12 protein-coding genes and 1 pseudogene are annotated in these 14,336 nt (G+C 43.6%); 11 read left to right on the forward strand and 2 right to left on the reverse strand.

The features are described from left to right. Positions 1–278, reverse strand: a pseudogene (locus HNP82_RS17225) (hypothetical protein); the annotation flags it as partial. Between the two features lie 125 nt (positions 279–403). Between HNP82_RS17225 and HNP82_RS17230 the strand changes: the two are divergent. From HNP82_RS17230 to HNP82_RS17255, 6 genes are all read left to right on the forward strand, one after another. Beyond that, positions 404–1,678, forward strand: a complete 1,275-nt coding sequence (locus HNP82_RS17230) for a hypothetical protein (RefSeq protein WP_183776706.1) — start codon at positions 404–406, stop codon at positions 1,676–1,678. Between the two features lie 39 nt (positions 1,679–1,717). Next, the gene (recD2, locus tag HNP82_RS17235) at positions 1,718–4,063 is read left to right on the forward strand and encodes an SF1B family DNA helicase RecD2 (protein ID WP_183776707.1); all 2,346 of its coding nucleotides are present in this window, start codon (positions 1,718–1,720) and stop codon (positions 4,061–4,063) included. 21 nt (positions 4,064–4,084) lie between these two features. After that, positions 4,085–5,068: a helix-turn-helix transcriptional regulator gene (locus HNP82_RS17240; RefSeq protein ID WP_183776708.1), complete on the forward strand. Its 984-nt coding sequence runs from the start codon at positions 4,085–4,087 to the stop codon at positions 5,066–5,068. Between the two features lie 18 nt (positions 5,069–5,086). Further along, positions 5,087–5,407 (forward strand): hypothetical protein, encoded by a 321-nt coding sequence (locus HNP82_RS17245; protein ID WP_183776709.1) that lies wholly within the window; start codon positions 5,087–5,089, stop codon positions 5,405–5,407. Positions 5,408–5,568: 161 nt separating this feature from the next. Continuing rightward, positions 5,569–7,281, forward strand: a complete 1,713-nt coding sequence (locus tag HNP82_RS17250; protein ID WP_070089509.1) for an IS1096 element passenger TnpR family protein — start codon at positions 5,569–5,571, stop codon at positions 7,279–7,281. An 88-nt stretch (positions 7,282–7,369) separates the two neighbouring features. Further along, positions 7,370–7,567, forward strand: a complete 198-nt coding sequence (locus tag HNP82_RS17255) for a helix-turn-helix transcriptional regulator (RefSeq protein ID WP_183776710.1) — start codon at positions 7,370–7,372, stop codon at positions 7,565–7,567. 66 nt (positions 7,568–7,633) lie between these two features. Here the strand turns inward: HNP82_RS17255 and HNP82_RS17260 are convergent, their stop codons facing one another. Continuing rightward, entirely contained in the window at positions 7,634–8,332 is a 699-nt protein-coding gene (locus HNP82_RS17260) for an XRE family transcriptional regulator (protein ID WP_183776711.1), read from the reverse strand. A gap of 183 nt (positions 8,333–8,515) precedes the next feature. Here HNP82_RS17260 and dinB point away from each other — a divergent pair, with 183 nt between their 5' ends. From dinB to HNP82_RS17285, 5 genes are all read left to right on the forward strand, one after another. Beyond that, the gene (gene dinB / locus HNP82_RS17265; protein ID WP_183776715.1) at positions 8,516–9,763 is read left to right on the forward strand and encodes a DNA polymerase IV; all 1,248 of its coding nucleotides are present in this window, start codon (positions 8,516–8,518) and stop codon (positions 9,761–9,763) included. 33 nt (positions 9,764–9,796) lie between these two features. After that, the gene (locus HNP82_RS17270; protein WP_183776716.1) at positions 9,797–10,042 is read left to right on the forward strand and encodes a hypothetical protein; all 246 of its coding nucleotides are present in this window, start codon (positions 9,797–9,799) and stop codon (positions 10,040–10,042) included. An 874-nt stretch (positions 10,043–10,916) separates the two neighbouring features. Then, positions 10,917–12,155, forward strand: a complete 1,239-nt coding sequence (locus HNP82_RS17275; RefSeq protein WP_243164850.1) for a site-specific integrase — start codon at positions 10,917–10,919, stop codon at positions 12,153–12,155. Further along, positions 12,142–13,134, forward strand: a complete 993-nt coding sequence (locus HNP82_RS17280; protein WP_183776717.1) for a tyrosine-type recombinase/integrase — start codon at positions 12,142–12,144, stop codon at positions 13,132–13,134. Before HNP82_RS17275 ends, HNP82_RS17280 begins: the two co-directional genes overlap by 14 nt. After that, positions 13,121–14,128 carry a tyrosine-type recombinase/integrase gene (locus HNP82_RS17285; protein ID WP_183776718.1) on the forward strand — a complete coding sequence of 336 codons (1,008 nt, stop codon included), beginning with the start codon at positions 13,121–13,123 and terminating at the stop codon, positions 14,126–14,128. Before HNP82_RS17280 ends, HNP82_RS17285 begins: the two co-directional genes overlap by 14 nt. The last annotated feature ends 208 nt before the right edge of the window (positions 14,129–14,336 follow it).

Below are 14,336 nucleotides of genomic sequence, written 5' to 3' on the forward strand. Positions count from 1 at the left end.
GTCTCCCCTTTGCGGGCCAGAGCCTTGTAGACAGCTTCCTTGTTAAAATCCCGGTAGAGGAGCTGATCCGCCGATACACCTGGCTTTTTATAGAGCAGGCCCTCGATGTATTCATTCGTGGCATCTGTCGGTAAAGGGTAGGAGAGTTCCGAATTTTCTCTGAAACGCTTCAGGAACTCGTTAACAGTTGTTTTGCTGCAATCGCCGCAGCTTTCGGCGATCTCACGGCAGCTAAGATGGTTCACAAAGTGAAGCCTTAGTACTTTTTTGTAATCCATAGTAGGACCTCCAGATATAATATTTCTCCGTATTTAGGAGATAAGTTTATTATATCTGAAGATATATTGTCCGGTTAATGTGTCCCCACCTGTCCGCTAATTATGTCTCAAGCTGTCCGCCGAATATGGCACAGGTGTCCGTTTGGGCTGGCAATCTGCAAGTGTTAAAATACTACTATTGTTTTCCAGAAGTAAAGCAAAATTATCTTGGGTTTTGTAAGAAGGGAAATTCAGGAAGCGGATTAGGATTGGATTTCGGTCGTGCATTACATAGTGGATTGACGGAAGTTTTCAAAAACTTTGGTGAGGAGATAGTTAGCAAAGGCAAACATATTGAAAAGGTGTGTTTATTGAAAGAAGGTATAGGACGAGATAACATTAGCGATTTTATCACCAATCTCATCAAGCCATACCTTTTGAAATACACGGAAGAATTTGCTAAGTCATATTTGTCTTCGACTTATTGTAAAATTTTTAAAGTAGACAAGGTTTCTTTTGACTATGATCGAGGGGTATGGCTTCCGAAAGAATATTATCTTCCTGCTTTTAATAATGATTATGTTTTGCTTACCCCTGCAAATCTTTTAGTACGAGATGAAATCTGGATTAATAGAACAGACATGCTCAATAATTTTGAGAGATTCTCAATAGCCATTCCAGATGAGGTGTTGAGAATGCAGGTAAACGAGTATTTTATCCAGGTTCTCGGAGAAGACAAACCAACAAAAAAGAATCGTGAAAATGCCGCTACTGAAACTATTAGGCGTTTTCCTGTTCTTATTGATCATTATATAAGAAATCAGGAAGATCGCGAAAAAGAAGCATTGGCAAGAAGTTTGTCTGATGTTCACGGTGTGAAGCAAGTATTTATTGAACAATTATTGGATTTGATAGATCAACTTGTTTCTGACACAGATTTTTATAGTGTGAAAGCGAAAACTTCTTATGAAGAAGCAATGGAACGTGTACTGTATTTGAAACATGTGATAGAGAATTGCGATGGATATAGGTATTTTTATGATGGGGACAAGCCAATTCATAGAGAATCCGATTTGCATATAATGTATCGACTTGCATGTTGTAATACTATTTCTGATACAAATGCTGAGGTTAATAATGGTAGAGGTCCTGTAGATTTCAAGCTGTCTCAAGGAAGTAAAGATGCAACGCTTGTTGAATTTAAAATGGCTAGGACATTAAAACGCAATCTGGAAAAGCAAGTTGATGTATATAAAAATGCCAATGGGAATCCTCCAGCAATTAAAGCTATAGTATTCTTTACAGATGAAGAAATGGAAAAAGTGTATAAAATTCTTAACGACTTGGGATTGACTGGGAAGCCTGGGATTGTTGTAATTGATGCACGAAAGAACAACAAAATCCAAGCTTCAAAGGCTTAAAATACCATCATGTTTAGAGTAAAGGCAGGTGAGACTTAAGTGATCAAGATACGTTGTGTTGTAGAGCGTATAACTTATCAAAGCCCTGAAACAGGGTATACTGTCCTTAAGTGCGCCGTTAAGAACTATAACGATCTGGTTACAGTCGTTGGTAATCTTGTGGATGCCAATGTTGGATCTGTGCTTTTGATCGATGGCAACTGGAAAGTAGATGCCAAGTACGGCAGACAGTTCCTGGCGGAGAGCTGGGAAGAAACCATGCCTGCCACAGTTTTTGGTATTGAGAAGTACCTTGGATCCGGCCTGATCAAGGGTGTGGGACCGAAGTTTGCTAAGAAGATCGTGCAGCAGTTCAGTACGGATACGCTGGAGATCATCGAGACGGATGTGCAGCGGCTCCTGGAGGTTCCCGGTATCGGAAAGAAGCGTGTCGATAAGATTGCAAAGAGTTGGGAACGACAGAAGGAGATCAAGAATGTTATGCTTTTTCTCCAGGATCATAGTGTGAGCACTGCATTTGCAGCGAAGATCTATCGTCAGTATGGCAATGAGAGCATTCCAAAGGTTAAGGAGAATCCATTCCGCCTGGCGGATGATATCTGGGGAATTGGTTTTAAGACGGCCGACAGCATTGCCATGAAGCTTGGGATTGGCAAGGAGGCATTTATCCGTCTGCGCAGTGGTATCATGTATACCTTAAGTGAGCTGGCAGATGAGGGTCATGTTTATGCAGAGCGTGATCAGCTGATCAAGAAAGCATCAGCGCTTCTGGAGGCGGAGGATACCAGCATCATTATGACCATGGATCAGATGCTGAAGGATGAAGAACTGATCCGTGAGAAGATTATGGTTCCTCAGTTTGTGCCGGATGAGGTTATTCCGGAAGATGCTGCCAAAGAGATTGAAAAAGAATGTATCTACCTGCCGCCGTTTTATTTTGCGGAGGTTGGTGTTGCCAATAAATTGAAAAAGCTGGCTGCAGAACCGGCAGCAGACAGACTATGGGTTTCTCTTATGAAAGCCAGACAGGATACCGGTAATCCGGAGTTGTCTGTGGATGTTGAGAAAATCCAGAATACTGTAAATATGAAATATGATGAGGTGCAGGTGGAAGCCATACGCCGGGCAGCGACTGCAAAGGTCCTGGTGCTTACCGGTGGTCCGGGTACAGGAAAAACCACCACAACCCAGGGTATCATTGCAGCCTATCGCACCTTTGGACTGAATATATTGCTGGCAGCCCCAACAGGACGAGCTGCCAAGCGAATAACAGAAGCCACAGGTCTGGAGGCAAAGACTATCCATCGACTTCTGGAATTTAAGCCTCCGGAAGGCTACCAGAAAAATGAGGAAACTCCGCTTGAGGGGGATGTGCTGATCGTGGATGAGTGTTCCATGATCGATATTGTCCTGATGAATGCACTGATGAAGGCCATTCCGCCGCATATGCGTCTGATTCTTGTGGGAGATATTGATCAGCTTCCATCGGTTGGCGCAGGAAATGTGCTCCGTGATGTGATCGACAGTGAAGTATTTCCGGTGGTTCGTCTGACCAGGATTTTCCGTCAGGCTCAGACCAGCCGGATTATCATGAATGCACATAAGATCAATGCTGGTCAGATGCCGGATACATCCAATGGAAAGAATACGGATTTCTTCTTTATGACTCAGGAGGATCCGGAGGAAGCAGCGAAGAAGATCGTGGAATTGGTACATAAGAAGCTTCCGGGATATTATCGGACACCAGCCAGTCAGATTCAGGTGCTGACACCGATGCAAAGAGGTGTAGTCGGAGCTACCAATCTGAACATGGCGCTGCAGGAAGCCTTAAACCCACAGGGAGAGGGCCTTCGAAGGAGTGGATTTGTTTATCGGCCAAACGATAAGGTCATGCAGATCAAGAACAATTACGACAAGGAAGTCTTCAACGGAGATATTGGTATCATCGAGTCCGTTGATATGCAGGACCGTACCCTTCTGGTGAATTTTGATGGGCGAAGCATTGAGTACGATGCTACTGAGCTTGATGAACTGGTGCATGCTTATGCCACAACCATTCATAAAGCCCAGGGATCGGAATATCCGATCGTAGTCATGCCGGTTTTGATGAATCATTATGTAATGCTACAGAGAAATCTGATCTACACCGGCATTACCAGAGCTAAGAAGATTCTGGTAATGGTCGGCACGAAGAAGGCACTTTCTTATGCAGTGAGAAATGTGACTGTTACAAAGAGAAATACGCTTCTAAAAGAGAGATTGGCCGGTGAGATCCAGGTAAGAAAAACTGCTAAGGTTTATTATCCGGATTTTGGTAATCGTTCTGCCGATATGCAGATGGTGGCAGAGGAAAGAACTCCTTATGGAGTGAAGAAAGAGAAATAAAAGATATTGAGGTGACATACCATGGCTTCATTTGATCAGAAGCTCCGTACCCTACGCCTGATGGAAATCCTTCTGGATCGTACCGATGATACGCACATGCTGAACGCATCGGAATTATGCACGATTGTGGATCAGGAATATGGCATCAGTACGGATCGAAGAACGATATATACAGAGATGGAGATCCTTGAGAAATTTGGACTGGATATACAGCAGAAGAAGGGGAAAAATCCTGGCTATTATATCGGTGCCAGAGATTTTGAACTGCCGGAGTTAAAGCTCCTGGTGGACGCTGTGCAGTCCTCTAAGTTTATCACGGAGAAGAAATCCAAGGAACTGATAACGAAATTAGAGAAGCTCTGCTGTAGGACGGATGCTGCAATGCTTTCCAAATATGTTTTCATTGTAAACCGTCCGAAGACAGAGAATGAAACTGTTTATTATAATGTGGACTACATCCATACTGCAATCTACGAGAATAAGGAAATTAAGTTCCATTATGCAGAGTGGACTGTTAAGAAAGAACTGAAACTGAAGAAAGACGGTGCATTCTATGTTGTCAGCCCGTGGGCACTGACCTGGGATGATGAGAATTATTATCTGGTAGCTTATGATGCGGCGGCTGGAATTATCAAGCATTACCGTGTAGATAAGATGCAGAACACTGAGATTCTGGAAACAGATCGTAAGGGTGAAGATTCCTTCAAAAATTTCGACTTGGCTGCATTTGCAAAGAAGACCTTTGGTATGTACGGCGGTGTAGATGCGGAAGTCACGCTGGAATGCAAGAATGAACTGGCCGGTGTTGTAATCGATCGCTTTGGTCATGATGTATGGTTGATCCCGCAGGGAGAGGATCATTTTAAAACCAGAGTTCTGGTATCAGTAAGTCCGCAGTTCTTTGGTTGGGTAACTGGTATCGGATCCGGAATGAAGATCACGGGACCGGATAATGTGAAGGCTGAATATAAAGCATATCTGCAGGATGTGCTTGAGAATTATTGATCGGTTATAGGTGAGATTATGGTAGAAGTATCAAAACGTGATTGGAAATTGTTCCGTGAGAAACTTCCTGGTTGGCAGGAAAGTTATATGGAACGTTTATGCAAGGAATATGTAGAGTTGCTGACCTGTGATAAGAAGGGTTCTGAACGATTCTGGGCACTGGAAGAGCGTATCAAAAAAGATCGCAAAGCTCCTGGCGTTATTCTATCGGCCAGTAAATCTGATATGCTGATTGATCTTGTTCGGTTAGTTCAGGATGAGGTGATTGGCCTTGGGGATCTGTCTGATTTTAGTGAAGACGTGCAGGAGAGAGTGAAATTCATGGTGCAGCGCTGGTAATGTGAATGTGGTAAAATATGCATTTTCGGGTCTTCATATAACCTGGAAATGCATTTCTTTGATGACTAAAAGGTAAGGTTGACACGTTGATTGTTTGGCCGTATACTGATATCATAAATAAAAGGTAGGCCACCTAAAATACATGAAGGAGGTCCTGATATATGGATGAGTTATATCAGCAGATTATTAATATTTATAAAGAGACGGGTTCTGTAAAGAAGACAGCAGAGGAGCTTGGTACATATCCAATCAAAGTACGAAGAGTACTAATTACGGAGGGCTTATGGCATAGTAAAACCAGTGAACAGGTAGCAGATTTGCTTGCAAAGGGCAAAAGTGTAGCTGAAATAGCCGAGGAGCTTGTTATATCGGAGAAGAATGTTCAGTCTTATATGCCCTATTCACGTGGGCAGTATGGAGGGGAAGACAGAAGTAACGAAGCGATTCGAAGTGAGGAATATAGAGGACGGATGCAGCAGGCAGCTAAAAATCAGGTTACCAATACAGAAGCACGTTCAAAAAAGAAAGAGAATGATATTCAGGAGCAGCGTCGTCTTCTTGAAGAATTAAGATCCGAAAAAGAACGGCTGCTGAAAGAGAAAAAAGAATTCTGGGACATGATCGAAGCAGAGATGAAGCGGGTTCCTATGGCAATGCAGCTTCATCTGGAACTGGACCTGGGATATTTCGCAGATGAACATAAGGAAGTTCTTAGAAGATACGGAAGAATGAAGGATGGAATTACCAGAGATTTTATTGTTCCGGGTAATATGACACTGCATGGTCTTCATTATGCAATCATGAAAGCTTTTGGATGGCAAAACAGCCACCTTCATAGCTATGTTCCATATGAGGATGAATTCAAAAAAATGACAGATGGGGGATTGGTAAAAGAGTGGACCCGTCAGGTTGGTATGTATTTTCGTTTTCCCAGTGAGAATTATGAAGATATATATTGGGACGATGATTATGAGGAAGGTGAAAGCTTTAAGACCTGGCTGAAATCCAAGTATTGTGGACCATACTCCTATGAAGGCGTGGGAGAGCATTACATTCCTGCACAGATTGAAGTAGACAGATTCCGAAAGGACTGGCCTGCTATTCAGAAGAAAACAACAGATCAGAGAACGTGGAATGTCTACATGGAAGGTCAGTGTGAGGAAATGCTGGAACGCCCGATGCTTTGGACTGTACTAAAAACACCGGCTGAACAGGCAGATTGGGATTCATGGAAACAGGAGAAAGAGGCCGCACTGAAACAAGTTGAGAAAAAACGTAAGGACATTATCAAAAAATACAGACAGCTGACAGCCCGTATGGACCAGATCGTTGAAGAGGCAGGAACGCATTTTGACGAAGAAGGAAATCCGACGATCGACATGGTTCCCTATTTCCGGGAGATGGAGGAACTGGACCGTGAATTAGAAATGCTGTGTATTGATTATAATCCTGAACCAATTCCGGCATTATCTGCATTGTGTTATCGATATGACTATGGCGATGGGTGGGAGATTAAAATCACCTGTACCAATGCCTGGTACGACAAAACCGTTTATGCCAGGGATGAAGAAGGCGATATGCTTCATGATAAAAATGGATTCGTTCCTGAGAAAGCTTTGTTTGTAGATGCCTTTGGTCAGCAAATAGACGGAGAGTTTCTGGACAAGTTGAGAGATATTCAGCGTAAGGAAAAACCAATCTGCATTGCCTGGGATGGAATGAGTCTTGTGGATGATGTTGGTGGTGTTGGAGGTTTTTGCGAATTCCTTGAGACGATTAACGGTGATAATCCGGAAGAGAAGAAAAGCTATAAAACGTGGGCAAGGAGTCTGGGATGGACCGGACGCATGCCAAAACCAGAAAACATGCTGTAGCTGTCGGGATTTTTGCACATTGTTTTATGCTACATTTTAGGAGCAGACGGGGAGTCTCTAAAAATTAGCGGGATGGTGATGTGTTGTGATGGAGTTCCAGACGAATTTAAAAAAGCTTCGTACCGAGGAGGGACTGACACAGGATCAGCTGGCCTTGCTGGTGGAAACCAGTACGGACACGATTGGAAGAATTGAGCGAAAGCAGAAGATAGCATCTTATGAGGTGCTGTTTCGTATCGCCAGATATTTCGATAAGCCTGTAGAAGATGTGTTCTGGTATGAGTGAGAGAACAAAAAGAGAAGGCTGATGCTGTCATGGATGTGATTTCCAGTGCCGGCACCAGCCTTACGTTTATTTTACGACCTTTCCGAAGGTTCGAAGTTCCATTTCAGGTTTGATCTGGATAGGAGCATATTTTTTGTTGAGAGATATCAGTTGAACATTATCTTTGTTCTTCTGATATTTTTTAATATAAGCGTCACCGTTCAGATAGAAGATTCCGATATCGCCATTTTCCAGCTGGTCCTGCTGATGAACCCATACGATCTGTTTATTCACATAGACCGGTTCCATACTGTCGCCGGAAACTCGGATGCCGAAGTCTGCGGTTGCAGGGACATCATCACCGACTTCAAATTCCTCATACTGATCAGAGTCAAGAAAGAGGCCGGTACCGGCAGAAGCAGGTTCTGTAAAGACTTTAAGCGTTCTGTTTGTGATGTAGACAGGTTCTTCCCGGACATACATTCCGCTTTTGATCAGCAGATTCATATATTCAATCGTTTTTCTTTTGCCTTCTTCATTGAGCTGAGCGAAGCGGTTTTCTTCGATAGCAATGCCGAAAGTATCATTAATATTATCGATTCCAAGAATCTCGCAGAGGGCAAAAAACTGAATGACATTTGGCGAATTCACATTCTTTTCCCATTTACTGATGGACCCGGATTTTACTTCCAGCCCTTTCTTATTCAAAAGATCAGCAAGCTGCAGCTGATTCAGATGCCTTTCTTTTCTCTTGGCAGCAAGTGTCATACCAAAATCTCTATACAAACCAGTCACCTCCCAAGGTATTGAATTCCTATATAGACTATAACGCAATTATTTCCCAAAAGCAAGCAAAAATAGATTATAAATCGAAATGTTGCACATGTGCGTCTTTACTTCGAGTATAAATCGCTATATACTACCAGTATAGCAAATCGAACAAACATTCGAAAAGAAAGGAGGCGTTTCATGGATCGTGTGATTATCCATTCCGATGCAAACTGTTTTTATGCCAGTGTTGAGATGCTGTATCATCCGGAATTTGCCGGCAAGCCACTGGCTGTTGGCGGCGATCCGGAAGCCAGACATGGTATCGTGCTTACGGCAAATTATATCGCGAAGAAGCATGGTGTAAAAACCGGTATGGCTTTATGGCGGGCCAGGCAGGCATGTCCTGATGTGATCTTTGTGCCTCCCAGAATGGATTTGTATCTGAAGTTCTCTTCGATGCTTCGGGAAATCTACGGCGAGTATACGGATAAGATTGAACCGTATGGCTGTGATGAAGCATGGCTGGATGTTTCCGACAGTATTTCCTTGAAGGGTGATGGCCGTAAGATCGCAGATGAGATCAGTGCCAGAGTCAAAAAGGAACTTGGCATTACGGTCAGCGAGGGCATTTCCTGGAATAAGATTTATGCAAAGCTTGGCAGTGACTACAAGAAGCCGGATGCGATTACCGAATTCAATCGGGAGAATTATAAGAGTCCGATCTGGAAGCTGCCTGCATCGGATCTTCTCTATGTCGGAAGATCTACCCACAGGACTTTGTCGAAGTATGGTATTCATACCATCGGTGATCTGGCTTGTACGGATCCGGATTTTCTCCTGAAAACACTTGGCAAGATGGGGCTTGTGATCCATTCCTTTGCAAATGGATGGGATGAGTCACCGGTAGCTACAGAGGGCTATTCGGCTCCAATTAAGTCCATTGGAAACAGCACGACTACGCCTCGTGATCTGGAAAATGATCTGGATGTTCAGATTATCTTTATGGCATTGGCAGAGAGTGTATCGGCCAGACTCAGGAAGCATGGATTTAAATGTAACACTGTAGCAATCTCCATCCGGGATAATAGTCTCTATCATTTTTCCAGGCAGATGCATCTGCGAGAGCCGACGGATATCACAGACGAGATTATGAATGCTGCCATGGAATTGTTTCGAAACAATTATGACTGGTCCCATCCGATACGCAGTCTTGGAGTCAGAGGTGCAGACCTGGTTACGGCGGATATTCCGGTGCAGATGAGTTTGTTCATGAATGAAGAGAAGCGGGCCAAACAGGAGAAGATGGATAAAGCTGTAGATGAGATCCGGCGACGGTTTGGATATTTCAGTATACAGCGGGCATTTATGTATCAAGACAAGATATTATCAAAGCTGGATGCACAGGGATCCCACACCGTTCATCCGGTAGGTTACTTTGCACGTTAGCTTTGAGCCATGGCTCAAGGATGGAGGTTATGAATGGAATCAAGCAAGGTTTATGTAGATGTAGTTGCCAGATTCGATAAGGACGGAGTCATGATGCCGATGGCTTTTGTCTGGGAAGACGGCAGAAAATATGAAATCGATAAGGTGAAATCGAAAGAGAGATGCGCCAGCCGTAAAGCGGGTGGAACAGGCATCATGTATACGGTAGTGGTAGCCGGTAAAGAATGCCACTTATATTTTGAATTTGATAAATGGTTTATGGAGCGTAAATTTGCGTGATTTAACCGAATCAAGTAAGTCCCTCACTTCAAATGCGAAGAGCATTAAGTGGCGGGTAGGGACTTACTTGTATCAGATGGGGTACAAGCCCCATCTGATACACTGCGAAGCAGTTATTCGGTTATGAGCAAGTAGCGAAGCGGATTGCGAATATCCGCTTGACAAGGACATTAATATCTGCAGGGAAGCTGACCCTTTCCCTTTTGCGACCCGCAGATTGACATAAGGTACGTTTGCATATGAGTCAGCACAGGACATATCCCACTTTCGTCCTGAATATGCCAGTGCCTGCAACGAAGCTTTATAGTGCTTCCCATTCAAAATCATGGGGAAGTAGGAGTAGGACCGATAGTATTGGTTCAAAACGATGAAGGAGATTTTGATAGATGACAGAAAGAGACTATGCAATTAAGTCTTTCAAAGAGATTACATTGAATGCAAAGAGACACCGTTTATGGAAAGCTTTCCATAATCGGTGTTATGCAAAGTTAATAGTTATGCAAAGTCAGTTCCGAATTCCTTTTAAAACCCAGGAATCCGGAACTTTTTACTTTGCATAAAATTTCACCATCTTACAGGTTCTTTTTCAACCAGTCGATTAGATCTTCTTTCTGTTTTCGGCTATATTTAGGCATTGGGGACACTGCAGCGCTATGCTTTCTGATCTGCTCCTCTTTGATCTTAGGATTGGCTTTGGCATAAATCTTATGACAAGCTTGTCATAAGATCTATTATGACAAGCAAGTATTTATGGAAAGAAAAAAACTCTTGCCTGTATAACTACGGATTTTTATATAGCTTTTCTTTACATAATAATCGATACTTTCTGATGTAACTGACAATACGTCACATATCAGAAAGGAGATGGTTTGTTATGCTAAGACAAATCAAAGTTACAGAGCTCTGCAAAGAACTGGAAGAAAAGCTGGTTGGGCTTCAGTATTCCGAAGATTCATTGCGGAGATATCGCAAAGTATTCCGGGAATTCGAGGAATACGCAGGGGATTGTGATTATTCACAGTCCAGGGGAACAGACTTCTTGCTATGGAAGTTCAAACAACTTGGAGGTTTTGTTACATCCGGAGAACACTCTAAAAATGAGATGTATTACTTTCGGGTAATCCGATCACTTGCTGAATATTATAACTTCGGTACATTGTTCAGACGGCACGATTATGACGGGGAAATTGTTTGGCCGCTTCCCTTTAAGGAGGTGACAGAAGGGTTTTTACAGTATGAAGTAGAATACGGATGCTCCCAGTGTCACTATCGGCGTTGCCGGGGTATCATTAAGGATCTGATCCTGTTTTTGGATTCCTCGGGCATTCATCATCTCAATGGTGTTACCGCTGATCTAATGTCCCGTTTTACTGAAACAATGATCGGACTCGCCCCAGTAACGATCGCTGAAAGGTTATCTGCCCTTAGGCAGTACTTCAAGTATGCCTTTCTTCACAAGTATGTTGATCAACCTATAGAAGTATTTTTGCCCCATCCTCCACAGAGATTGCGTACAAAACTCCCGACGGTTTGGAGCGAAGAGCAGATCGAACAACTGATCAACAGTATCGATATCACTACCCCCATTGGCAAAAGAGATTACGCTACTATCCTTCTGGGGGCAAGGCTTGGTCTTCGCATTGGCGATATACTTTCTCTTACGTTCAATGACATAGACTGGGGCAAGAAACTTATTACTGTTACCCAGAACAAGACCAGGGAACCGCTATCGCTTCCGCTTCCGGATGATGCGGGGTGGGCGATCATTGATTACCTGAAAAACGGGAGGCCCGTTACGGATTACCCAAATATCTTTGTGACGCATAACGCCCCCTACAAAGGAAGCCCGTTTAAAAGTACGCTTCGGCACAACATCAATAAAGCTTTGAAAAGAGCCGGTATTCCAATCGATAAATCCAAGCGCTATGGCTGGCATTCCCTCCGTCATTCGCTTGCAACAAACTTGCTTCAGAATGAAGTGGATGCGTCCACTATCTCAGATATACTTGGGCATTCGGATCCGCAGATGGCAAAACATTATCTCAGGGTGGATATAAACGGCTTGCGAAAATGCGCCCTGGAAGTGGAGGTGAAGCCTTATGTCAAAGAATAAGACATTCACCGGCCCCCTTGCGGAACATATACAGAGATTCCTTAATGAAAAGCGTTCCCTTGGGTATAAATACGAAGAACAAGAGCGTGTCCTCTATGTTCTGGACCAAATGAGCAAACAGTTTGACTGTTCAAATGGACTCCCCAAAAACCTTTGCCTGGCTCTTATTGAGCGGGATCCTAACTGGCGACAGAAAACGCAGGAACAACGCGTTACACTGATCCGTACTTTTGCCGAATACCTGATCAGACACGAAACCCCTGCGTACCTGGTGGACTTTTCTATCGTAACTAACAGGCACGAAGATTTCAAGCCGTATATTTTTACACATTCGCAGATCAAGGACATTTTTAATGCTGCAGATTCAATCCGTCCGCATTCTTCTAATTCGCATATTTTTTATCCAGCGATTCTGCGCATTCAGTATGGATGCGGCCTTCGCATCTCAGAAACACTCGGGCTGCGGATGAAGGATGTGGACATGGATAAAAATATCCTGCACGTTATAAACGCGAAGAACAATAAGGATCGCGATATCCCGGTGAGCGACTCGGTGATGGAGTACATCAAATGGTATGGACGTAAAACTCACGCAGCTTATGAGCCAGATGGCTTCTTTTTCAGGAGCCGCCGTGGCAATGGGCATTATGACAAAACATCTGTGAATCATTACTTCCGGGATATCCTGTTTGAATGCGGAATAATGCATGGGAACAAAAGCGATGGCGGGCCTCACCTGCATAATCTCCGTCATACTTTCTGTGTGCATAGTCTGGAAGCGATGTTGAGGAATGGGATCTCCCATCAGGTTGCGTTACCGCTGTTAATGACTTACATGGGGCATTCCTCTCTTTCCGCCACTGGCCGTTATCTGAAACTTACAGCGGAAGCATTTCCTGATCTGGTCGATCAGATCAATAGGATATATGCTGACATCATTCCAGACCTGGAGGTAAAAACTGAGTATGAAGACGAATGATTTTCCCCGCATGCTCAGTGATTTTTTGCTGAAGGAACTGCCAGGGGTACGCAACCAAAGCAGCAACACCATTGTTTCTTACAGAGATACTTACATACGGCTATTGACCTACTGCCGAGATATACTGGGTATAAGGCCAGAAAATCTTAACGTAGCTGACCTGACTGCTGAACGGATCGCAGAGTTTCTAAACTGGTTGGAACGTAAATGCAATAACAGTATAAGCACGAGGAATCAAAGGCTTGCTGCGATTCATTCATTGTTCCGCTATATACAGATGCAGGCTCCGGAGCACATGTTTCAATGTCAGCAGGTGTTAGGAATCCCCTACAAAAAGACCAGTAGGCGTCAGGTGGGATATCTTAGCGAAGCTGAAACCAAAACATTGTTGTCCATGCCAGATACCAAAACACGTAAAGGACGCCGCGATCAGGCATTGCTCACTCTCCTATACGATAGCGGTGCCCGTGTGCAGGAACTTGCAGATTTACGCGTCGGAGACCTTCGTTTGGAATTCCCTGCCCAGGTCAAACTGACTGGGAAAGGAAGGAAAACCCGAAGCGTTCCTCTGATGGATAAAACTACCGCTCTTCTGAAGAATTATCTTTTAGAACAGCATTTGGACTCTCCATCTGACTTTGAGCATCCATTGTTCTATAACTCACAGGGCAGGAAGCTTACACGGCAAGGTATAGCGTATATCCTCAAAAAATATGCGGTTGCTTGTGAAATTGAAGAAATCTCTCCACATAAAATACGGCATACAAAGGCCATGCATCTTACAGAAGCAGATGTAAACCCGATTTTTATAAGAGACTTTCTTGGGCACACTGATCTGAAAGTAACTGAAGTATACTCAAAAACCAGCATCAAGATGAAGAAAGCTGTGCTTGATAAGATGAAGCCTGGAAAAGATGTCCTTCCGGACAAACCCATAAAAGATTGGACCGAAGACAAATCTCTTCTGGATTGGCTTAATGGATTGATGCATTAATTATGGAAAGTTGTTCGGGCGGATATTTCAGCAAAACTGTATATCCGCCAGGGCAACTTGTCATAAGAATTTGCTTGTCATAATAAATCTTATGACAAGCTTGTCATAAGGTATACGCTTACGCGGATACGGAAGCCAAGCGGAAAGCGATTGAAAAAGCCATGGGGGCAGGCCTTGCCGATGCGGAATCAGTGAATTACACGGTTAG

The sequence above is a fragment of the Catenibacillus scindens genome (assembly GCF_014202115.1).
GTDB classification, from domain to species: Bacteria; Bacillota; Clostridia; order Lachnospirales; family Lachnospiraceae; genus Catenibacillus; species Catenibacillus scindens.

What these genes read in the sequence shown, in the direction of transcription:
- HNP82_RS17230 (WP_183776706.1), top strand. Translation starts at nt 404, where the DNA reads ATGGCACAGGTGTCCGTTTGGGCTGGCAATCTGCAAGTGTTAAAATAC.
- HNP82_RS17240 (WP_183776708.1), top strand. Translation starts at nt 4,085, where the DNA reads ATGGCTTCATTTGATCAGAAGCTCCGTACCCTACGCCTGATGGAAATC.
- HNP82_RS17245 (WP_183776709.1), top strand. Translation starts at nt 5,087, where the DNA reads ATGGTAGAAGTATCAAAACGTGATTGGAAATTGTTCCGTGAGAAACTT.
- HNP82_RS17250 (WP_070089509.1), top strand. Translation starts at nt 5,569, where the DNA reads ATGGATGAGTTATATCAGCAGATTATTAATATTTATAAAGAGACGGGT.
- HNP82_RS17255 (WP_183776710.1), top strand. Translation starts at nt 7,370, where the DNA reads ATGGAGTTCCAGACGAATTTAAAAAAGCTTCGTACCGAGGAGGGACTG.
- dinB (WP_183776715.1), top strand. Translation starts at nt 8,516, where the DNA reads ATGGATCGTGTGATTATCCATTCCGATGCAAACTGTTTTTATGCCAGT.
- HNP82_RS17270 (WP_183776716.1), top strand. Translation starts at nt 9,797, where the DNA reads ATGGAATCAAGCAAGGTTTATGTAGATGTAGTTGCCAGATTCGATAAG.
- HNP82_RS17275 (WP_243164850.1), top strand. Translation starts at nt 10,917, where the DNA reads ATGCTAAGACAAATCAAAGTTACAGAGCTCTGCAAAGAACTGGAAGAA.
- HNP82_RS17280 (WP_183776717.1), top strand. Translation starts at nt 12,142, where the DNA reads ATGTCAAAGAATAAGACATTCACCGGCCCCCTTGCGGAACATATACAG.
- HNP82_RS17285 (WP_183776718.1), top strand. Translation starts at nt 13,121, where the DNA reads ATGAAGACGAATGATTTTCCCCGCATGCTCAGTGATTTTTTGCTGAAG.